The sequence below is a fragment of the Candidatus Paceibacterota bacterium genome, assembly GCA_041661305.1.
GTDB lineage: Bacteria > Patescibacteriota > Minisyncoccia > Phycocordibacterales > VMEP01 > VMEP01.
In genome coordinates this window covers 1-19,656 of sequence record JBAZUR010000001.1, presented here as the reverse complement: position 1 = coordinate 19,656, position 19,656 = coordinate 1, and the positions used below count along the sequence as shown (strand labels likewise).

The window sequence follows — 19,656 nt, the reverse complement described above, 5'->3', positions numbered from 1 at the left end:
AAAAATATTAAATTACATCACGTAACGGCCCTTCTCGTCATCTCTTGAGATTCGGCCATTTTCCATAGTAACCACTCTTTTCCCTAGCGAATCAATCACACCCTTGTTGTGCGTCGTTAAAATAACAGTTGTCCCTAAATCGTTGATTTTTTTCAAGATTTGAATAATTTCCTGAGTATTTATTGGATCAAGATTACCCGTTGGCTCATCGGCAATTAAAACATCTGGCTGGTTTATGATTGAGCGAGCAATAGCCACTCTTTGGCGCTCTCCACCAGAGAGTTCTCTTGGAAAATTCCACCTCTTCATACCCAAATCAACAAGCTCAAGTGCATGTGGAACGTCGGAAGCAATCTCTTCGTCGCTTCTTCCAGCCGCCTCCATCGCAAAAGCTACATTTTCATACGCGGTTTTATTGGGCAAAAGTTTAAAATCTTGAAAAACAACGCCGATTCGTCTTCGATAGCTTGGTATTTCTTTTCCGCGGAGAGTTTGTACATCAATTGATTCAAAAAAGACCTTACCAGATGTTGGCTTCTCTTCAACCATAAGCATTTTAAGGAGTGTTGTCTTCCCTGCACCAGAATGACCAACGATTGAAACGAATTCCCCGGGCGAGATTGTAATGGTCACGTCCTCAAGCGCAACTGATTGGTCTTTATATATTTTTGAAACTTTATCGAAATAAATCATTGTTTGCCTTTACTCTTTGATATACACCATTTTTACCAGTGGAACCATTATAACACAAGCACATAGTTCTCTTAATTAAATTTATAATATCAAATATTCAATTTTTAAATAAAATTTAATGAGTTAATTTTTAAAATTAAGAAATTAAGAGTTATTTTTATATTTTAAATTAATAATTAAAAATTTCTACAACCCTTTCTCCGCTTCGATGAATTCCTCAATTTTTCCTTCTTCCAAAACTCCGTCAACATCAGCGGTCTCAACACCAGTCCTGTGATCCTTAACCATTTTGTACGGATGTAAAACATACGAGCGTATTTGATTCCCCCACTCAATTTCAGTTGTTTTTGAAACGTACAATCCTTTTTCCATAGACTTGCGCTCATCTTCCATTTTTTTAAACAACTTTCCTTTCAAAATTTGCATAGCTCGAGCACGGTTTTGCTCTTGCGAACGTTCTGTTTCTGCGTGAACGGCAATATTCGTAGGTAGATGTACCACCCGTACCGCCGTCTCTCTTTTGTTCACGTTCTGTCCACCTGGACCAGAAGAGCGCGCGAATTCAATCCTTATATCTTCTGGAGCAATTTGAATATCACTTTCCTCTCCTTCTTCAAAATCTGGAATAACCTCAACCATCGAAAAAGAGGTGTGTCTCAGTTTTTTGGCGTTGAACGGCGAGATTCGAACAAGCCGATGAACGCCGGATTCGTTCTTTAGCGTGCCATAAACATTCCTCCCCGAAATCTCGATTGTAATGTTGCGATATCCGCCATGGTCATTTTTATTTTCATGAACAGTATGCGAAGCAAAACCTTTTTTTGCGAAAAATCTTTCGTACATACCAAAAAGCATTCTGGAAAAATCTTCTGAGTCATCACCGCCCGCACCAGAAAAAATGGTCATCACCGCATTCCCTTTGTCATAACGAGCAACACCATCAAGGTCGTTTTTTAACTGTTGAAATTCTTTTAAGATTGCTTGAGCGGAAACTTTATCATTCCAAAAATCTGCCCTCACCATTTGAGCCTCAATTTCAGCTATGCGTTTTTCTGTAGCTTGCTTATCTTTCATTTTGGAGCCACCTCCCAGAATCGAACTGGGGACCTTCTCGTTACGAGTGAGATGCTCTGCCAACTGAGCTAAGGTGGCACACTTTAAACACAAATTAATCATAACATTCTATACGAACAACCCTCTCTGGAGCCGTTGTCCGGGATTGGTCACAAATATTTTTCTGCTGAAAAATTTCGCGACCCCGCCTCGCGCCGTCGCGCTCCGGCTTTCAATCCCGAACGCCAGTAAATTATGTTACTGGCTACAACCCTCTCTGGAGCCGTTGTCCGGGATTGAACCGGAGACCTCGTCATTACCAATGACGTGCTCTACCAACTGAGCTACAACGGCAAATCAAACAACGCAGAAATAGTAATCTATTTCTGCGTTTTCTCAAAATGGATACGGGGGTCAGGGGGACTTGGTCACGCATAAAATTTTGCTAAATTTTTGCGCGGCCAATGGGACGCTTGGCTAGTCGTATTTTTCTTGACTGAAAAATCGCTCAGCCCGCCCTCGCGGTTTTTGCCTTTCGCTACACTCAAACAAAAACATCGCTCCGGGCTTCAAGTCCCACCGCAAGACATTCAAATGTCTTGCTTTGCCGCGCAAAATTAAATCCCCTTTCGGGGATTAATTTTGCGCGGCCAATGGGACTTGAACCCACAACCTCTCGCGTGACAGGCGAGTGCTCTAACCAGTTGAGCTATGGCCGCATTTTCGATTTTTTCAAACCGTGTGCCGATGAATGGAATCGGACCATTGTCTAAGGCTTATGAGTCCTTCGTTCTACCATTGAACTACATCGGCAATCTATCATAATCGTGACATGACCTTGGAAACTTCGCGACTGTCACCCACGTTTACTTGTTGCGGGGGCCCGACTCGAACGGGCGCCTCAAGGTTATGAGCCTTGCGAGATACCACTTCTCCACCCCGCTATAATAAAAATCCCCCATTAAGAGGTTTTGCTGATTATACCCCCACACAAGAGCCGAATGCAAGCTCTCACTATCCTCTAAATTTCCTATTTAAAGATACTCAAACTCACGAAAAACTTGCTCATATAAACCAACAACCCTCTTTGCCTCGGCGTATGTTAGCTTAAACCCAGAACTTTCATGAACAATTTGATTTCGTACTTTGTGAGCTTCCCACGCACTTTGCAGACTCTGGAAATCAGCTGGTTCAACAACCTTTAGCCTCTCCCCTAAATCCTGTCCGTCATACCCCATCTTCTTTACAAGTTCATCTAAAATATTATCTGCTTCAATAACGGCAAATTTCCAATCCGCCTCACTCTCGCTATTTAAGTGGTTTTGAACTACAGCCCATCGCTCATTCCTTATTTTTTCCCCAGAATCTTTTATTTCTATAATTTTCAACTTCTCGTTTTCTTCCTTTCTTATTTCACTAAGCCGAATAATGCAGTAAACAATTCCAGCAATTAAGAAAACGGCTAATATTTGTAAAATATTTTTTAAAATAAGTAAAAAATCATCAAAAGAAATTCCCAAGGAAGAGCCTAAGGAAATTCCGGAAGAAGACCCTCCAGAACTTCCAGGCAAATTAATACCTGTAAAAAAGAAATAAATATTATTAAAAATCTGATAAATCAGATTAAAAAAATATTCGAGGTTAAGAAAATTTATATCTCTCCCCTGTCCGGTTGGTGCAAATATTGGATTATCAAGCATGGTTTTCGCGAATTAATTCAAACTTCTTCCCCAAACCAAAAAGTGTTTCCTCTCCACCTCGACGAGCAATGAACTGAATCCCGAGTGGAAGTTTTTGTTCTGTAAACCCTGACGGGATGGAGATAGCTGGTATTCCGGCCAAGTTAACTGGCACGGTAAAAATATCAGCTAGATACATAGCAAGGGGGTCTTCTGATTTTTCTCCAATCTTAAAAGCTGGCACAGGAGAAGTCGGTGTAACAATGGCATCAACAGAAGCAAAAGCTTTTTCAAAATCTTCGTTTATAAGCGCACGCACAGCGTTGGCTTTATTATAATAAGCATCATAGTACCCAGAGGAAAGAACGTATGCCCCGAGCATAATTCGACGTCGTACTTCCCGACCAAACCCATCTCCTCTAGTTTTCATATAAGAACCTAAAACATCTCCACCATCCTCTGAAAGTCCAAAACGAACACCATCAAATCGCGCAAGATTAGTCGAAGCTTCTGCGGGCATCAAAATATAATAAACAGCGAGAGAGTGCTTTAAGCTTGGTAAATCAACGTCTCTTATCTCTACTCCATCCTTTTTCAAAAGTTCTAGTGAGCGTTCAAAATTCGCAAGAACTTCTTTGTCTATCCCGGGAGCTGAAACAAAATCTCGCGGAACTCCAACAACAAAAGGGTTGTCTTTTTTTTCTTTAAAATCATAGGTATCGTCTGGCAATGAAGTGCTGTCCATCTTGTCGTGACCAGAGATAGCACGGAATAAAATTTCAGCGTCAGCAACAGTTTTTGCAAAAGGGCCAATTTGATCCAACGAAGAACCCATCGCCATAAGTCCGTGGCGAGAGACACTACCATATGTTGTTTTTAGCCCCACAACACCACAAAGAGATGCTGGCTGTCTGATTGAGCCACCAGTATCAGAACCAAGCGCCCCTAAAACACTACCCATTGCAACAGCGGCAGCAGAACCACCAGAGGAACCACCGGCAACTCGCGACAAATCGTGTGGATTTTTTGTCACGCCAAAAGCGGAGTTTTCTGTTGAGCCACCCATAGCAAATTCATCCATGTTTGTTCTCCCAATAAAAACTGCACCCTCATCTTTTAGTTTTTTAATTACAGTTGCATCATACGGCGCAACATATCCTTCTAAAATTTTTGAAGCAGCTGTAACGTGGCGACCTTCAATAAGGATGTTGTCTTTTATTGCGATTGGCACACCAAGGAGCATCCCCTTGTCGCCATTTTTTCTTTTCTGATCTGCCACCTTAGCCTGCTCTATCGCGTCACTAAAAACTTCAAGATAAGCGTGAACATCTTCCTCACGTTCTAAAATAGCAGAGAGAGCGTTCTTCACTAAATCTTCTGAAGAAAAATCTCCGTTTGAGAGTCCTTTTAGCGCTTCTTCAATTGTTAGTTTATTTAAATCAACAGACATATTTAAAACACTTGTTTAACTTTCAAATATCCATCCTCCGTATCTGGGGCATCATTTAAAATCACCTCGGTATAAAGACCGCTTTCGTGTGGCTCTCCATCTTCACGCATAACGTTTCTTAAGGTCCCTGCCTCAAGCACACGCTCACCGACTGAAACTTTTTCAATTTCAGAAACGTACCCCAAAATTGAATCAAATTCTAGGGCTATTTTCTCCTTCTCCTCATCGGTGAGGGAAAGGCGTGAAAGCTTAGCTAACCTGTCGATATCTTCCTTTTTCATATAAACACTATAGTAACACACAAAAAAATGAACAAAAAAGGCTATTTTACAGAAGTTTTAGAAACTCATCTTCGTCCAACACTTTCACTCCTAATTTATTGGCCTCATCAAACTTAGAACCAGGCTCCCCCCCAACCACCACATAGTCTGTTTTTACAGAAACAGAACTTGAAACACTTCCTCCTAATGATTTTATTTTTTCTTTTGCTTCATTTCTTCCCATTGAAGAAAGAGTACCGGTCAGTACAAACGTCTTCCCAAAAAATTTTCCGCGAGGCTTTGATTTCCCTTTTTCAATTTTAACTCCCTGCTCAAGATAGCCCTCAATAATTTTTTGATTGTGCTCATCATTAAAAAAATCGGCAACACTCTTACCAACCACTTCCCCAATCCCAGGAACAAGAGATAGCTCTTCTTCTTTTGCTTTCATAATTTTTTCGAGAGTCAAAAAATGCTCCGCCAAAAGCGAGGCGGTCTCTTCGCCCACATGCCTAATACCTAGCGCCACAATAAATTTTGCAAGTGAAATTGTTTTTTTGGATTGAATCTCTTTTATTAATTTATTTGCGGAAATATCAGCAAAACGCTCAAGTTCGATAATGTCATCAACGGTTATAGAAAAAATATCAGCAGGCCCTTGAATTATTTTTTCGTCCAAAAGAAGTTCTATTGTCTGGGGACCAAAACCTTCGATACCAAAGGCGCGAGCGGAATGAAGTACCCTTTCTCGGTCTTGCGCAAAACACCTCTTGTTTGAACAAACAATCGCCACCTCTCCAGGATTTTTTGACACATTAGAACCACAGACAGGACAAATTGTTGGTGGAATAATTTCTTTCGCACTCTTTGGGCGAAGATTTTTTAAAACCTCCTTCACTTTTGGAATAATTTCTCCAGCCTTATAAATAACAACTGTGTCGCCGATTCGAATATCAAGGCGAGCAATTTCATCCGCATTATGAAGTGATGCGTGCTTAACTGTTGTCCCAGCAATTAAGGTTGGTTTTAGTGTGGCAACCGGCGTAAGCGCACCAGTGCGTCCAACAAGCCATTCCACCGCCTCCACAACGCTGGTTGTTTCCTCTGCTGGAAATTTCCAGGCGACTAAACCCCGTGGAGTTTTACCAACAACCCCAAGAGATTTAAAAACACTGTTGTTGTTTATCCTTACTACCGTACCGTCTATCCAGTAGTCAAGTTTCTCACGCTTTGAATTCACTTCATTAAAAAACTTCTCTACTTCATAAAGATTATTCGCGACTCTCCCTAACGGATTCACCTTAAAACCAAACTGTGACAACACCTCCCACTCCTTGTCGTGCGTCTTTGTGCCATGATCACTTATCAAATCCCATGCGGAAAACTGAAGGGGTCTCATGGCTGTGATTTTTGAATCAAGCTGGCGCACACTTCCAGCAGCTGCATTACGTGGATTTGCAAACTCTGCCTGCCCCTCTCTCTTAAGTTCTTTATTTAATTTTTCAAATGCTTTCAGTGGGAAAAATATTTCTCCGCGCACAACGATATGTTCAAAATTAGAAACTTCCTCTTTTGGTTTTTGAAGCACGAGTGGCACCGTTTCAATTGTTCGAATATTTTGTGTTATATCCTCCCCCATAACTCCATCACCACGAGTAGAAGCCGTCTTTAAAACCCCGTTTTCATAGACAAGCTCAACGGCAAGTCCATCTAGTTTGACCATACAAAAAAATGGAGAGATTTCACGACCAATAAATTTACTAACTCTAACTTCCCAAGCTTTAAGTTCGGTAAGTGTAAAAACATCCTCAATTGAAAGCATCGGCGCTTCGTGTTTGATTTTTCCGAATTTTGCGAGTGCCTGCCCTCCCACTCGTTGAGTTGGTGAATCAAATGTTATTAATTCTGGAAATTGCTGTTCAAGCTTATAAAGTTCGTGTTTTAAAGAGTCGAGAGACGCCTCGCTTATTGTTTCCTTATCTAAAACATGATACTGGTATCGGTGAAAATCAATTTCTTTTTTAAGTTTTGAAATTCGTTCCTCAGCTTCTTTTTTATCCATAACTAATAGGTTATACGAATACCTCTCTCAACGCGACGTGGGTTTGTTGGATCGCAGGTATTATATCCATGCGAATCAATTTTAGTTTTTTCGTTTAGTAATTCATCAATATATTTGGAGACAACAACATCAACAACTGTAGCGCAAACTCCAGAGCTAAAAATATTTAAAGTAAAAGTTGATGTTGCCGCTGTTGCACTTGGGGGTGGGTCACTCGGGTTGGTTGAGAAACTAATTGTAATATTCTGCCCACCGCAAGCAGTTGGTATCGTAAGTGGCATCGGAGAGACAGGGGTATCAGAACTTGGAAAAACGCTATTATTTTCATACCCTGGAAGTGGGTGTTTTACGTCCCAATAAAGCGCACACTCTGTCCCCGCATCAGCAGAATAAAAAGCCTTCTGTGATTCACGCCCAGTTGAAGAAATGATTAACTCCTTATAGGCAATAAGGATTATTCCAGAAATAATAGACAAAACTATACTCGATATAATAAGCGAAAAAAACAAAACAAAACCATTATTTTCTATTTCTTTTTTTGTCTTTTTATTCATAAAATTATGGCCAGTTGGTTAACACGTCTTCAACAGATACTGTCCTGTCTCCGCTACGCGACACCCAGGTAACCGTAGAATTAATCTTGATTTCGTATGCGCTAATCTTTGAAAGCTTTATCGTTCTTACATATTTGGTATTTGCCCAATCACTATAATTTCCATACCAAGAAATAACGCCAGCTGAGTTCTCTTGGATATTAGGACAAACCCCACCACAAGCATTAATCGTATTATTAACAGCATCAACATAACAACCACTTCCGCTATAGCAAGATGTTGATGAGCCGTCCCCAAGATTTCCTTGGTCCCACAGTGCGGTACCACTTAGAACATTATTATCTCTAGTAGTTCTAACCACCTCTATTGCTTCCTGCGCTAAATAAACCGCGGTAATTTGATCTTGAGCATAATTTGCAGCAAAAAGGGCCCGCGCAACTACCGACATCGGCATAACAACAGAAATGAGTAAAATAAAAATAGCAACAATTGATTCAACTAGAGTAAATCCACCATTTCCTTGCTTTAAATTGTTCTTTTTTAAAAAATTCATAATCATATTAAAAATCAAGAACTCTCTGGGAAGCCGAGGTTTGAATTTTAAACCTTGTCTCCAGCTTTGTTCCTGGTTTAGCGACGCCTTCAACAAAAATGACAGCGAATGGTTGTGGTACTCCTGTTGCCCCGGCACCTCTCACAATAAATCGAAGTGATTCTATTTGAATATCAGGAGAAGTTATTGGTAGAGCTTCAGCATTAGTTCTGCCTGGGTTTGTAACACCAATAACTTTTTTCATTATTCTTGGATTAGCATCCGCACTTAAGGAATATGTCACATGATCACCTTGATAGTCCGTAAAAGTAATTTCTGTCCCGTCGTTACAATCTCTTCCCGGAAGAATAACGACGTCTGAGTCGCAACTATAGTTTTTACCAACTCGAAGATTTCTTGCCATATTTTCAACAGCAAAATTTAAATTGTCTAAAACATTTCTTTTTGTTTGTGCCTTTGCGTTGGCGTCTTTGACAGTAATAAGTGCCATCACGCTAACTGTTGCGACAACAACGAAAAGGGACGTCGCGACCATGAGCTCAATAAGAGTGAAGCCCTTCTGTTTGTTTGTATTATTTTTAGTTTTATTTAAAAAAATCATATTTGATTATTAAGAACAAAGTCTGTCACCAATACTTATCTGTCCGGTCAACCAAATACTTACTTCCCTATATCCGCCGTTTGCTGATCTAATAGTAACCTCTACGTCCGCTGGGTAAAAGCGCGCTTCCTCAACCAGCACATAAAAATTCGCATCAGGGTTTGGTCTCGTGAAGACAACGTCCACAGTACTAAGGTTTTTAACATCTAAACAGCTTGAGGAAATTTTATTTGCCGACAACGCGCTTATGGTATTGTTATTTTTTAGCGTTATTCTTTCGACGTCTTCACTCTCGCCAGAGTAGCGACCATCATTATCTCTATCCACAAAAAGAATAAAAGAATTTGAACTATTTGGGAAATAAACACCGTACGATGGGTGCGCATTAACAACACCAATTCCATAAACCTGTGCTTGTCTTATCACAATGGCTATTTGTTGAGCCAAATTTTCAAGCGAAATACGCTCAGAGACATCTCTGTAGTTTGTCAAAGTAACGGTAGACAACAACCCAACGATTGCAATAACCACAATCATTTCAATAAGCGTAAAACCGGAAGCCGCGATTATCTTATAGCTTTTAGGGATTAAGTTCATTAGTTTTTGTTTCATTTATTTTTGTTGAACCACTTTCTTTTTCATCTCAGGCGAACAGCCTTCTTTGGGTTGTTTTAATCAAAAAATCCGAGAATGCTCCAGAAATTAATTTCGCAGAAAAACGCAAGAATAGTTCCTAAAATTAAAAATGGAGCAAACGGCACTTCTGTCTTCATTGTAATTTTTTTACTAAACAAAGACAACAAAATAATACCAACAACACCGCCTACCCAAAATGACATCATAAGCGCAGCTACCGCCCCCCACAATGGCATCATCCAACCCAAACCAAGAGTCAGTTTAACGTCGCCAAACCCCATTGCTCTCCCTTTTGAAAAAAACCAAATAAGGAAAAGTGGCAATGCTACAATTGGACCAGACAAAAGATCTGGTAAAACAGAAGTGGTCGAATCACCAAAAATAAAGATGGCGGACAAAGCTACGACAACTGTGCGCAAAAATGCAATGGAAATAAGTAGATAAACAAGTTTATCGGGAATTATTTTATGCTTAACGTCATAAACACCAATAGCAATAAGAATACTAAATAGCACCGAGTAGGAGACAAAAGAAAGAAAGAGACCAATATCGTAAAGGTTGCTAATCCCAGTGTTTAAAACCACAAGAAAAAAATATAAAAATTTCTGAGAGAGTGCGAAAAACAAAGTGCCTGTTATAACTTCCACTATTGGGTACTGCCAAGAAATTTTACTCCCACACCCCCGACATCTTCCTCTTTGAAAAATAAAGCTTAAGACAGGAACAAGCTCATACCAAGCTAATGTCTTACCACAAGAAAAACAAAAAGAGCGCCCAGATAGCGTCTTCCCTGTGTTATGACGGAGACTAACAACATTCAAAAAACTTCCAATAATTGTCCCGAGAATAAAAAAGGTTACTCCAATAATTGTTGCCATATGATACTCAATTGTATCACGCCAAACAAAAAACCAGCTTTCAAGCTGGTTTTTTGTTGCTAAAAAACAAAGATTTTTTATTCTTTACAAACACCACTAAGAAAACCACGGTCTACACCAGCGGGTGTAACAACCCTAGATGCTCCAGTACTATCAACACACCACGATGTTGCTGGTGCGGTTTTAAGAGGCATTGATACTGCCCAAGATGATGCAGTACTAACACAACTACCGTTTGCCATACCGGTTGAACTAATTGCGTTTCCAGCAGAAGTAACCTGACCCTTAATTACGGGATCTGCAAAAAGTGTGTCTGCGGTTGCGGCACAAGCAGCAACAGCAAAGGCTGTAGGGGTTGCGTCAACACCATAACCACCATTTGTATCGTAAAGCATTTCAGCTTGTACTCGAATACCCTCAAGGTTGCCTTTAATGGCTGCGTCTGCTCCTTTACCACGAGCTGTATTCAAAGACGCAAGAACAATAGAAGAGAGGATGCCGATGATGGCAATAACGACCAAGAGTTCAATAAGCGTAAAACCTTTATTACTTCTGTTCATATTTTTTAATTTAAATTATCTATTTGGCTCATCAAAAGCCTTAATTTTTAAGATTTTTATATTATATCAGCCCGATTAGAATATAGGAAGACATGTGTGGACAACCAGCTAACTAGCTTCTTTAGTTTGTAGCTAGTTAGCTTCGTTAGCTTTTTAAATCCCAATTTTCTCCCTAACAAGCTAAGGAAGCTAAAAGCTACTTTCCTGCCAAATTAGAACCCTGACGAAGCAATGTTGTAAATCGGCACCAATACAGAGGCGAGCAAGATTCCAACACCAAGTCCAAGTGCAACAATCATGATTGGCTCAATCAAACTCACCAATGTGTCGACTGCGGTATTCACCTCACGGCGATAGAAGCGAGCTACTGTTTTTAATATTGGAGCGAGTTTACCTGTTTCCTCTCCAACCCTAATCATCTGTATCATCATATTTGGCATTTCCTCGTATTTATACAAAGCGTCAGAAAGAGGAACTCCACCACGAACATCTTCCGCTACTTTAGATAAAATTTCTTCATATATTTTACTGTCCACAACAGAAGCACTGATTTCAATAGAACGAACCATAGAAATTCCCGAGGAAAGCATTGTGTCCATGTTATCGGAAATACGAGAAAGGTATAATTTTTGGAAAAGATCCTTAACATAAGGAATTGATAATTTTAAACGATCAACATACAAACCACCCTCAGCCTTAAACTTAAATTTCCAAAAATAAACAATAAAGCTTATCAAAAGGAGTAAAAAAAATAACCCATAATCAACAAGGAAGCCACTCATAAACAAAACTACTTGTGTGTAAATAGGAACCGTCTGCCCGCTTTCTTCCAAAATTCCTGCGAGCTTTGGAATAACCATCGTAAGCATCAAAATCATAACAACAAAGAAAGTACCGATAACGAACGCAGGATAAATCATAGCTCCGCGAGCCTTTGCTGTGAGTTCATATGATCTTTCCATTTGATCCGCGAGACTAACAAAAGTATCAGACAATTTTCCAGATTCTTCTCCGGCCTTAACCATGTTCACGTAAAACGGAGAGAATAGAGCTGGCCTTTTTGCCATGGCCTCTGAAATAGAAAGTCCACCTTGAATATCGTCAGAAAGAAGAGTTAGGTTGTTTCGGATAATTGTTTTTTCAGATTCTGCAGCAAGCAACCTAAACGCCTTAAGCACTGAAACATTTGCGTCAAAAAGTGTCGCAACCTGTCTAGAAAGCATAACAACGTCTTTTGCTGAGACACTTTCAAAAAGAGCGACTTTTTGACTGAAAAAACCACCGGTCTTACCTTCTTCGATTTCTTCAAGCGAGGCAACGACTAAACCACGACGCTGAAGAGCCGTGATTGCCATTTCTTGAGTTGCAACATCAATAGTGCCTCTCTTTTCTTGCCCGTCTTGAGTTATTGCTTTATATGAAAAAATCATACCAGTACTTTTTTATTATCTTAAGAAAGTGATCTTTCCAAACCCTTTGGATTAAGCGAGTAAGTGTAAGCGCTCTCTGGTGTAATTTCACCCATTGAAACAAGTTCCAATAATGAGTGGTTCATATCTATCATTCCCTGCTCTGAACCAGTTTCAATAACCATATTTATTTCATGCGTTCTCTTTTCTCTAATCAAATTCGCAACGGCATTGTTCTTTATTAAAAGCTCGTATGCTGGAATCATTCCACCAGAAATACGTGGAACGAGTCTTTGTGAAAAAATGCCAAGCAAACTTGAGGCGAGTTGCACACGAATCTGATCTTGCTGTCCTGCGCTAAACGAATCAACGATACGATCGATTGTTTGGGCGGCATTATTTGTGTGTAAAGTAGAAAAAACAAGATGTCCGGTTTCGGCGGCAGTAACAGCCGTTGCCATTGTCTCAGGATTTCTCATTTCTCCAATCATAATGACGTTCACGTCCTGTCTAAAAACAGAATTTAGACCCGTCTGAAAATCTTTAGTATCTATCCCCACTTCGCGCTGGTCTACTATTGAACGATTTTGCTCAAAGATATATTCAATCGGATCTTCAATAGTGACAATATGCTCTGCTCTTTCGGTGTTTATGAGGTTAACCATTGAAGCGAGTGTTGTTGATTTACCTTGACCGACCGGACCAACAACAAGGAAAAACCCCTGCTTCCTCCTTGCAAAATCAGCAAGTATTGGTGGTAGTTTCAACTCTGGCAATGTCTTCACTCTTGGAATAAGTCGTAACGCGATACTTACCATCCCCTTTTCCATAAAAGCACTTCCTCTCATTCTTGCCTCTCCATTATTAAAATCGTACGAAAAATCAAACTCTTGTTTTTCAAAAAATTTCTTAGTTCTATCTTTTCCAACCAATGCTTCCAATAAACCGACCGCATCATCTTTTGTAAGCACATCTTTTTTTACAAGATAGTTAAGATTTCCAGAAACACGCACTGCTGGATGTCTCCCTTCTGAAATATGTAAATCTGAACCACCTTCGGCGATTACAGTGGTGATTAATTCTTTGAGTACTTTGTTATAATCCATTTTTCAAAATTACTATTATTATTTATTTGGAAATTCCCATTATTTCCATAACCTTATCAACAACTTCAGTTGGAGTAGCTGTTGCCTTAACGATATATCCCTTGGCCCCCAAACTTATTCCCCTGTCTATATCTTCCTGCTGTCCACGATTTGAGAGTATTATTTTTGTTGCACCTTTAGCTAAATTTTCTTTTTTAATTGCCTCCAATACCTCAAACCCATCCATCGATGGCATGACAATATCGAGCAATACAATATCTGGAGTAAATCCACTTCGTAGTTTTTGAAGAAGATCAAGACTCCCTAGAGAGGCACTCACATCAAAACCGCGCTCGGTAAACTTTAAACTATACATATCAAGCAAAAAATTATCGTCATCAACAATAATTATTTTTTTATTTACTTTTTCCATAATATGTATATTCCTTCACAAAAACGAGCTTTCTCTTTTCATAAAACCTATGCGAAGACACTATATATCATACTACAAAAATACGTTATCCACCTCATTACAGTGAATTAACTTCCTGAAAAGCTATTTCGCCCCGAAGTGCTTTCATTATTGCGTCTTCTCTCATTGTGAGCATTCCTTTCTTTCTAGCAATTTTCCAGAGCTCTATGTCTGTTGGATCCTTCAAAATCATAGCTTCCACTTCTTTGTCGATATCAAAAATTTCAAACACAGCAACACGTCCACGAGTACCAGACGGACATTCTGGCGATGGCTCAACACTGTAAACATTACCCTCAAGATTTAAATTTTTCTTATATTCATCAGGTAAATCTGCAAACTGCTTATCAAACATCATTTTAATAGCCCCCTCAACAGGCATTGGTCTAATTGATGTTGGACATGCGATACGAACCAAGCGCTGTGCGATTGAGAGTGTAAGTGTTGGAGCAATCAAATAAGGATCAATACCCATATCAACCAAACGAGGAACAGTTCCGATTGCGTTGTTGGTGTGAATCGTGGCAAAAACCATGTGGCCAGTCAAAGAAGCTTGGATGGCAAGCTCGGCTGTCTCCTTATCGCGAATTTCACCAACCATTATCACGTCCGGGTCCTGACGCAAAATAGAACGGAGACCTGATGCAAAGCTATATCCAATCTCCGGAACAATCTGTGATTGATTCATTCCAGGAATATTGTATTCAACTGGGTCTTCCAAACTAACAACATTTCGTTTTTCACGATCCAGTTCATTCAACATCGAATAAAGGGTTGTAGTTTTTCCAGAACCAGTTGGCCCGCTAATCAAAACCAAACCATACGGCTCAACCATGGCCTTTCTTATTTTGGCTAAGTTTTCTGGAGTAAGGCCGATACTATCAAGAGGTTTAACACCCTTTTCAGAATCGAGGATTCTCATTGCTATCTTTTCTCCGTAAAACGTAGGGAGCGAAGAAACACGAATATCAACTTTTCTACCATCAAGCTTCACTGAAAAGCGACCGTCTTGAGGTTTTCGTTTTTCGTCCAACTTTAAGTTGGCAAGAATTTTAATACGAGAAATAACAGCTGCATAAACTTTGAGTGGCAAAAACAAACTTGTGTGTAAAACACCGTCAACGCGAAACCTAACCTTAACCTTGTCGCCGGCATTTTCAATATGAATATCAGAAGCACCACCTTCTGTTGCGTGACGTAAAATGACCGCCACTATTTTAGATACAGGAGCATCTTCAATAATTTTCTCCGTATCAACCTTTTCCTCTGTCTTCCCCTCATCAAGATCCATATCCCCTTGTGGTGGAGTAAGATCCTCAAGCGCATGCGTCACCTCACCTGTCAGACCTTTGTAGTTGTTGATAATTCCATTGAAATCAGATTTGGAAATAACGAACATTTTAAACGGCATCCCAATCTTTGAAGCGATGAATTGAAGTGCATTGCGTGTATCTATGTTGTCTGGATCCAAAAGACCAACCTCAAGCACCCCTTGAGTAACACCGATTGGCACAAATTTATAGTAAGTAGCCGACTCTTCGGGAATATATTTGAGCACATCAAAAGAAATGGCCTTTATATCTATTTGACGTACTGGAACATTTGAATATTCAGATTTTAATCTGACAATAAGGTCTTCTTTTATTCCTTTACCAATTAAAATATCGTCGATGTCTGTATCCCCATGAGACAGGCGTGAATTTATTTCATCAAGCTCACTTGTCTTGATGATTTTTTCTTCAGCGAGCTTGTCGAGAAAACTCATAGTTATTTAAAAATAATTTTAATTATTAGCTTTTTTATTGTGATAATCTTCCGGAAGTTGTACCGGTGTTAGTTTCAAGAGAGGTAGAAATAAATGGGTTCTTTCTTCCCGCTTGTTCCTCCGTCAAATTAACACTGTGATCTTGTAGCCGAGTAAACGACGCCTCGGAAAATAATGCTTTATCTATCCGAATTGTTTTTAGGTTACTTAATATTTTTAAAATTTGAGAACCAGTAGTGTCGTTTGATGTCTCCAAACCAGAAGCAGCTGGAACAGCCGTAATTAAACTATTTTCATCTTCAGATTTCACAATAAAGGAAGAGTATGCCCAAAAGCCGACCCCAATGACCACTGCTGCTATGATGAAATTTTTTATATTTGGCGAAATCATATTCTCTTTCTTATTTTAACCAAAACGTATTAAGTTCTATTCTAAAGGTATACAAATCTTTATCTTGCGAAGACATCGGGGCGTCAAAGATAACAGACTTTATCTCAACCAAGCGCAAGCTCGTCTCAATCTCCTTTAGGAAAGAAACGCAGGTGGGGTATGAGGCAACCATGGTGAATCCGAGGGTTACCGTTCCGTAATCTGAATTTCCAAGATCTGGAGCATTAGTTGGAGCTTTTTGACCAATAGCGGTCTTAGGGACAGCTTGCGGTGTACTTCCAAACTCAATCGCGCGAAGAATTACTCCGTAACGCTTAGCGATATTATTGATTTCAAGAATAAGGCGGATATTATCGATATTGCTTGGCAATAATTTCTCTAGTTTAAGCTTTTGCTCTTCGGGAATTTCGTTGACTATACTTAAGAGTTTATCTTTTTGACCAAGAATAAGTTTTGAGTTGTCGAGAGCCTCATTATAACTAGCAAGTTCAACTTTCTTTGCTTGTATCTTTTCGTAATTTGGATTGGTAAACATAAATAGCATCAATCCTGATGTTCCGAGCAATAAAATTGGAAAGATTATTTTAAACATACTAGTTGGAATTATCGTTACTATTACTCTCCCCTGTCCACAACAACTGGTCGCGATAGGAAATAAAAATTGGATCAACCGTAAGTTTTACTCTAAAAATAACGTTACCTTTTTCGTCCAGGTTAATATTAGAAAAAACATTTTCCTTAATATTTTTATTCTTAGCAAACTCTGACGACTGGAGAGCAAGTGTTTCATAACTTTTTGCTTCTCCATCTAACTCCACTGTTACATCACCTTTCAAATTGTTCGAGTATTCAAATTTATTAAAGCGAACGCTTTTTAGCGTGCTGGTCTGCAAAAGTTCGAAAACTGGAGAAATCACTGTGTGCTTCTGAAGAAGATTTTTTGATATCTCAATCCTTCTCCCTAATGCTTTAAGATTTTCAATAGTTGGAAGTTCAAAAGCTCCTTGCGCTCTCTTTAGGCTCTCACTAGCACTAGTAATATCGCTTGTGATTTTTTTCTCGTAAAGAAAAACTCCAGCTGCCCCAAGAATTGAGGCAATAAAAATAAAAACAGAAATAATAAGAAAAATACCAATAGGCTTTTCTTGGTTTCCATTTTCTTTAACCAAAGACTTCCTTGGAATGAACGATGTTTGATTTTGTGATGGGTAATCCATTGAATTATGAGATGTCCCGTATAAAAATATGTTTAATCAAGTTCTTGTAACCTTCTTAGTGCCAAACCAATCGCTACAGCAAACTCCGGCCCTGCTTCTTGTAAAACTTCTGTCAAAAACGCAGGAGCTTCAACTTTTGAAAACGGATCGCCGTAAGAAACTTCGGCTTCTAGGTTCTTTGCCGCCACTTCGCGGAAACCTTTTAAAAGAACGCCACCGCCAATAAGTATAATTTTTGAAACACTCTTACCGTATTTTCTTTCGTAGTTTAATAATATCCTATTCGCCTCTGAAAATACATACTCAAGAACTGTGGATGAGATTTCTGCGACGACTTTCCCCTCTTCTGTCTGTGTTTGAGACAATCCATATAATCTTTTTAATTCTTCTGCACGGGAAGATGAGACTCCAAGTGAGTTTGAAATATTTAAAGTAATATCCTGTGATCCTCTATTTATAGTATGTGAACTTTGCATCACTCCTCTTTCAACGATTGAAAGCTTTGTCATTCCAGCCCCCATATCAAACAGCATTGTTGGCGCCAAGTCGTGTCCAAAAGTTGAACGCACAGTGCTAAAAACTTCTATTTCAAAAAATCCTGGCTTTAGGTCGTTTCGTAACGCCACACCCTTTAGTCTTGAAAGCACTTCGTTGTGAATGGCAACAATTAAAACATCCGCTTTTTGAACTTTTGCAGTTGGGGCTGAGCTAGATTTTTCTGGCTCGCTTACTTCTGTTGTCGCACTATCAAACTTTGGAATAATCCACCAATCAAGTGTGACTTCAGAAATCGGCACGGGGATATATTTTCGCGCTTCTATCGGAATAATTTCTTGAAGTTGTTTTTCAACAAGATACGGAATCTCAACAAATGAAATAAGACTACCGGAAAGAGGAATCGCGATTGCGCACTCTTTTGTTGTCACATTGGCTTCGCGAAAAATATCTGCAACAGCCTGAGCGATTTTTTCTTCTGAAAGATTGGTCATTCTGCCAACATCAAGACCAGCAATTGGACCAAGAGCAAGCTCGCCATAAGTTTCAAGCACAGCCTTTCCGCCTTTCTTTTTAAGCTGGACAACCTTAACAAAAGAAGAGCCAATGTCGATACCAACGACACTTTGGCTTTTTGGGGTAAAATTGAGATTAAGTGACCCAAAAACTTTTTTGAAAGGATTGTCCATAAAATTAAAATATCAACTACGCCTAATAGGGCAATATTTGAAAAAGTATTTACAATAGTATAACACAAAGAATTCACCAATTTTCATGGTATTTGTTATTAACACAAAAAAATTACTGAAACCCCTTCGTGACGTTTTAATATTGCTATCTTCTTCAATATATCCAGTTTCTTGCCTTGGGTGCGGAAAAGAAGATGTTGGTTTGTGTGCTGAATGTCTTGCTGTTTTACCACCGCCAGACTTTACACAAGAAGAGCAGATCGTTTCTGCCTTTTCTTATCAAAACAAAGTGGTCAAAAAAGCAATTCGGAGCCTAAAATACAAAAATGGTCAGTACTTGGCGCCGATTTTAGCCAAAGCTCTTTACGAAAGACTGCTTCCAGAACTAGCCGACCGAAAATTACTCCAAAACTGGAGTGGGGCGCTTTTGATTCCAATCCCCCTTTCAGCAAAGCGTCTTAAAAAACGCGGGTATAACCAAGCGGAGCTTTTAGCAGAATCTTTGATTAAAGAAGACTGTGGAGAAAATTTCACTATCGAGAAAAACGCCCTCATTCGTTCTATTGATACTCCACCACAGGCTGACATAAAAAACAAAGGTGAGCGAAAAAATAATGTGCGAGGATGTTTTACCGTAAAAAAACCAGAACTTGTGCGCGGGAAGAATGTAATTTTAATAGACGATGTCGCAACAACCGGCGCAACTCTTCATGAAGCTGAACGGGCTCTCAAAAAAGCCGGGGTAAGAAAATTTCTGAAAATTACCGTAGCGCATTAAAGTAGAATTATTCATTGGCTCAACACGAAAAAATGTGTTAAGTTTTCTCATATTGGAGACGTGATAATGTAAACGGAAAGCGTGCAATGTTTATACAATATATGGAGACGTGGCTGAGTGGATGAAAAGTAAACTGCTTTACTTTTCATCCGGTTTCGAGAGAAGCGAGAAAATGGCCGATGCCGTTAGGCAGGCCATAGGAGGAAGCGAATTCAAGCTATACTCTAAAGAGGAATCGTGCAATGTTTATACAATATATGGAGACGTGGCTGAGTGGTCGAAAGCACCTCACTGCTAACGAGGCGTCCCTTAATCGGGACCGTGGGTTCGAATCCCACCGTCTCCGTTTTGAAGCTCCGTGAAAAACGGAGACGAG

21 protein-coding genes and 6 tRNA genes are annotated in these 19,656 nt (G+C 39.5%); 2 read left to right on the top strand and 25 right to left on the bottom strand.

Features of this window, described 5'->3' with window-relative positions; translation table 11 throughout:
- Positions 1-12 precede the first annotated feature (12 nt).
- The 25 genes from ftsE to pilM form a co-directional block, all read right to left on the bottom strand.
- On the bottom strand, positions 13-693 hold the full coding sequence (ftsE, locus tag WC724_00135; GenBank protein ID MFA6077421.1) for a cell division ATP-binding protein FtsE: 681 nt from the start codon (positions 691-693) through the stop codon (positions 13-15).
- Positions 694-879: 186 nt separating this feature from the next.
- Entirely contained in the window at positions 880-1,767 is an 888-nt protein-coding gene (locus WC724_00130; GenBank protein MFA6077420.1) for a PCRF domain-containing protein, read from the bottom strand.
- A 2-nt stretch (positions 1,768-1,769) separates the two neighbouring features.
- Positions 1,770-1,845, bottom strand: a tRNA-Thr gene (locus tag WC724_00125).
- A gap of 179 nt (positions 1,846-2,024) precedes the next feature.
- Positions 2,025-2,100, bottom strand: a tRNA-Thr gene (locus WC724_00120).
- Between the two features lie 291 nt (positions 2,101-2,391).
- Positions 2,392-2,465, bottom strand: a tRNA-Asp gene (locus WC724_00115).
- A gap of 23 nt (positions 2,466-2,488) precedes the next feature.
- Positions 2,489-2,559 (bottom strand) — tRNA-Met (locus tag WC724_00110).
- A 60-nt stretch (positions 2,560-2,619) separates the two neighbouring features.
- Positions 2,620-2,690 (bottom strand) — tRNA-Met (locus WC724_00105).
- Positions 2,691-2,780: 90 nt separating this feature from the next.
- Positions 2,781-3,446, bottom strand: coding sequence for a hypothetical protein (locus WC724_00100; protein ID MFA6077419.1), 666 nt, complete (start codon positions 3,444-3,446; stop codon positions 2,781-2,783).
- Positions 3,439-4,875 carry an Asp-tRNA(Asn)/Glu-tRNA(Gln) amidotransferase subunit GatA gene (gatA, locus tag WC724_00095; GenBank protein ID MFA6077418.1) on the bottom strand — a complete coding sequence of 479 codons (1,437 nt, stop codon included), beginning with the start codon at positions 4,873-4,875 and terminating at the stop codon, positions 3,439-3,441. The genes WC724_00100 and gatA overlap by 8 nt, the downstream gene beginning before the upstream one ends.
- Positions 4,876-4,877: 2 nt before the next feature.
- A complete protein-coding gene (gene gatC, locus WC724_00090) occupies positions 4,878-5,156 on the bottom strand; it encodes an Asp-tRNA(Asn)/Glu-tRNA(Gln) amidotransferase subunit GatC (protein MFA6077417.1) in 279 nt (92 codons plus the stop codon).
- A 46-nt stretch (positions 5,157-5,202) separates the two neighbouring features.
- Positions 5,203-7,197 carry an NAD-dependent DNA ligase LigA gene (gene ligA / locus WC724_00085; GenBank protein ID MFA6077416.1) on the bottom strand — a complete coding sequence of 665 codons (1,995 nt, stop codon included), beginning with the start codon at positions 7,195-7,197 and terminating at the stop codon, positions 5,203-5,205.
- A 2-nt stretch (positions 7,198-7,199) separates the two neighbouring features.
- Positions 7,200-7,751, bottom strand: a complete 552-nt coding sequence (locus WC724_00080; GenBank protein ID MFA6077415.1) for a hypothetical protein — start codon at positions 7,749-7,751, stop codon at positions 7,200-7,202.
- A 4-nt stretch (positions 7,752-7,755) separates the two neighbouring features.
- Entirely contained in the window at positions 7,756-8,304 is a 549-nt protein-coding gene (locus WC724_00075) for a type II secretion system protein (protein ID MFA6077414.1), read from the bottom strand.
- Between the two features lie 7 nt (positions 8,305-8,311).
- Complete coding sequence (locus tag WC724_00070; protein MFA6077413.1) at positions 8,312-8,905, bottom strand: type II secretion system protein; 594 nt, start codon at positions 8,903-8,905, stop codon at positions 8,312-8,314.
- A gap of 9 nt (positions 8,906-8,914) precedes the next feature.
- On the bottom strand, positions 8,915-9,517 hold the full coding sequence (locus WC724_00065; GenBank protein MFA6077412.1) for a type II secretion system protein: 603 nt from the start codon (positions 9,515-9,517) through the stop codon (positions 8,915-8,917).
- A gap of 59 nt (positions 9,518-9,576) precedes the next feature.
- Positions 9,577-10,419 carry a prepilin peptidase gene (locus WC724_00060; protein MFA6077411.1) on the bottom strand — a complete coding sequence of 281 codons (843 nt, stop codon included), beginning with the start codon at positions 10,417-10,419 and terminating at the stop codon, positions 9,577-9,579.
- A 77-nt stretch (positions 10,420-10,496) separates the two neighbouring features.
- Positions 10,497-10,979 (bottom strand): type II secretion system protein, encoded by a 483-nt coding sequence (locus WC724_00055; GenBank protein ID MFA6077410.1) that lies wholly within the window; start codon positions 10,977-10,979, stop codon positions 10,497-10,499.
- A 212-nt stretch (positions 10,980-11,191) separates the two neighbouring features.
- Positions 11,192-12,409: a type II secretion system F family protein gene (locus WC724_00050; GenBank protein ID MFA6077409.1), complete on the bottom strand. Its 1,218-nt coding sequence runs from the start codon at positions 12,407-12,409 to the stop codon at positions 11,192-11,194.
- A 20-nt stretch (positions 12,410-12,429) separates the two neighbouring features.
- Positions 12,430-13,494 (bottom strand): PilT/PilU family type 4a pilus ATPase, encoded by a 1,065-nt coding sequence (locus WC724_00045; GenBank protein MFA6077408.1) that lies wholly within the window; start codon positions 13,492-13,494, stop codon positions 12,430-12,432.
- Between the two features lie 22 nt (positions 13,495-13,516).
- Positions 13,517-13,906: a response regulator gene (locus WC724_00040; GenBank protein MFA6077407.1), complete on the bottom strand. Its 390-nt coding sequence runs from the start codon at positions 13,904-13,906 to the stop codon at positions 13,517-13,519.
- 97 nt (positions 13,907-14,003) lie between these two features.
- Positions 14,004-15,710, bottom strand: coding sequence for a GspE/PulE family protein (locus WC724_00035; GenBank protein ID MFA6077406.1), 1,707 nt, complete (start codon positions 15,708-15,710; stop codon positions 14,004-14,006).
- Between the two features lie 34 nt (positions 15,711-15,744).
- Positions 15,745-16,101: a hypothetical protein gene (locus WC724_00030; GenBank protein ID MFA6077405.1), complete on the bottom strand. Its 357-nt coding sequence runs from the start codon at positions 16,099-16,101 to the stop codon at positions 15,745-15,747.
- A 10-nt stretch (positions 16,102-16,111) separates the two neighbouring features.
- Positions 16,112-16,693: a hypothetical protein gene (locus WC724_00025; GenBank protein ID MFA6077404.1), complete on the bottom strand. Its 582-nt coding sequence runs from the start codon at positions 16,691-16,693 to the stop codon at positions 16,112-16,114.
- Position 16,694: 1 nt separating this feature from the next.
- Complete coding sequence (locus WC724_00020; protein ID MFA6077403.1) at positions 16,695-17,318, bottom strand: hypothetical protein; 624 nt, start codon at positions 17,316-17,318, stop codon at positions 16,695-16,697.
- A 32-nt stretch (positions 17,319-17,350) separates the two neighbouring features.
- The gene (gene pilM / locus WC724_00015) at positions 17,351-18,502 is read right to left on the bottom strand and encodes a type IV pilus assembly protein PilM (protein MFA6077402.1); all 1,152 of its coding nucleotides are present in this window, start codon (positions 18,500-18,502) and stop codon (positions 17,351-17,353) included.
- An 85-nt stretch (positions 18,503-18,587) separates the two neighbouring features.
- On the opposite strand from pilM, the gene WC724_00010 reads away from it, so the two are divergent.
- Together WC724_00010 and WC724_00005 are read left to right on the top strand one after the other, a co-directional pair.
- The gene (locus WC724_00010) at positions 18,588-19,280 is read left to right on the top strand and encodes a phosphoribosyltransferase family protein (protein ID MFA6077401.1); all 693 of its coding nucleotides are present in this window, start codon (positions 18,588-18,590) and stop codon (positions 19,278-19,280) included.
- A gap of 259 nt (positions 19,281-19,539) precedes the next feature.
- Positions 19,540-19,626: transfer RNA gene (locus WC724_00005), tRNA-Ser, on the top strand.
- The last annotated feature ends 30 nt before the right edge of the window (positions 19,627-19,656 follow it).

Coding starts and splice junctions, on each gene's coding strand:
- ftsE (MFA6077421.1), bottom strand. CDS start 693: ATGATTTATTTCGATAAAGTTTCAAAAATATATAAAGACCAATCAGTT.
- WC724_00130 (MFA6077420.1), bottom strand. CDS start 1,767: ATGAAAGATAAGCAAGCTACAGAAAAACGCATAGCTGAAATTGAGGCT.
- WC724_00100 (MFA6077419.1), bottom strand. CDS start 3,446: ATGCTTGATAATCCAATATTTGCACCAACCGGACAGGGGAGAGATATA.
- gatA (MFA6077418.1), bottom strand. CDS start 4,875: ATGTCTGTTGATTTAAATAAACTAACAATTGAAGAAGCGCTAAAAGGA.
- gatC (MFA6077417.1), bottom strand. CDS start 5,156: ATGAAAAAGGAAGATATCGACAGGTTAGCTAAGCTTTCACGCCTTTCC.
- ligA (MFA6077416.1), bottom strand. CDS start 7,197: ATGGATAAAAAAGAAGCTGAGGAACGAATTTCAAAACTTAAAAAAGAA.
- WC724_00080 (MFA6077415.1), bottom strand. CDS start 7,751: ATGAATAAAAAGACAAAAAAAGAAATAGAAAATAATGGTTTTGTTTTG.
- WC724_00075 (MFA6077414.1), bottom strand. CDS start 8,304: ATGAATTTTTTAAAAAAGAACAATTTAAAGCAAGGAAATGGTGGATTT.
- WC724_00070 (MFA6077413.1), bottom strand. CDS start 8,905: ATGATTTTTTTAAATAAAACTAAAAATAATACAAACAAACAGAAGGGC.
- WC724_00065 (MFA6077412.1), bottom strand. CDS start 9,517: ATGAAACAAAAACTAATGAACTTAATCCCTAAAAGCTATAAGATAATC.
- WC724_00060 (MFA6077411.1), bottom strand. CDS start 10,419: ATGGCAACAATTATTGGAGTAACCTTTTTTATTCTCGGGACAATTATT.
- WC724_00055 (MFA6077410.1), bottom strand. CDS start 10,979: ATGAACAGAAGTAATAAAGGTTTTACGCTTATTGAACTCTTGGTCGTT.
- WC724_00050 (MFA6077409.1), bottom strand. CDS start 12,409: ATGATTTTTTCATATAAAGCAATAACTCAAGACGGGCAAGAAAAGAGA.
- WC724_00045 (MFA6077408.1), bottom strand. CDS start 13,494: ATGGATTATAACAAAGTACTCAAAGAATTAATCACCACTGTAATCGCC.
- WC724_00040 (MFA6077407.1), bottom strand. CDS start 13,906: ATGGAAAAAGTAAATAAAAAAATAATTATTGTTGATGACGATAATTTT.
- WC724_00035 (MFA6077406.1), bottom strand. CDS start 15,710: ATGAGTTTTCTCGACAAGCTCGCTGAAGAAAAAATCATCAAGACAAGT.
- WC724_00030 (MFA6077405.1), bottom strand. CDS start 16,101: ATGATTTCGCCAAATATAAAAAATTTCATCATAGCAGCAGTGGTCATT.
- WC724_00025 (MFA6077404.1), bottom strand. CDS start 16,693: ATGTTTAAAATAATCTTTCCAATTTTATTGCTCGGAACATCAGGATTG.
- WC724_00020 (MFA6077403.1), bottom strand. CDS start 17,318: ATGGATTACCCATCACAAAATCAAACATCGTTCATTCCAAGGAAGTCT.
- pilM (MFA6077402.1), bottom strand. CDS start 18,502: ATGGACAATCCTTTCAAAAAAGTTTTTGGGTCACTTAATCTCAATTTT.
- WC724_00010 (MFA6077401.1), top strand. CDS start 18,588: ATGGTATTTGTTATTAACACAAAAAAATTACTGAAACCCCTTCGTGAC.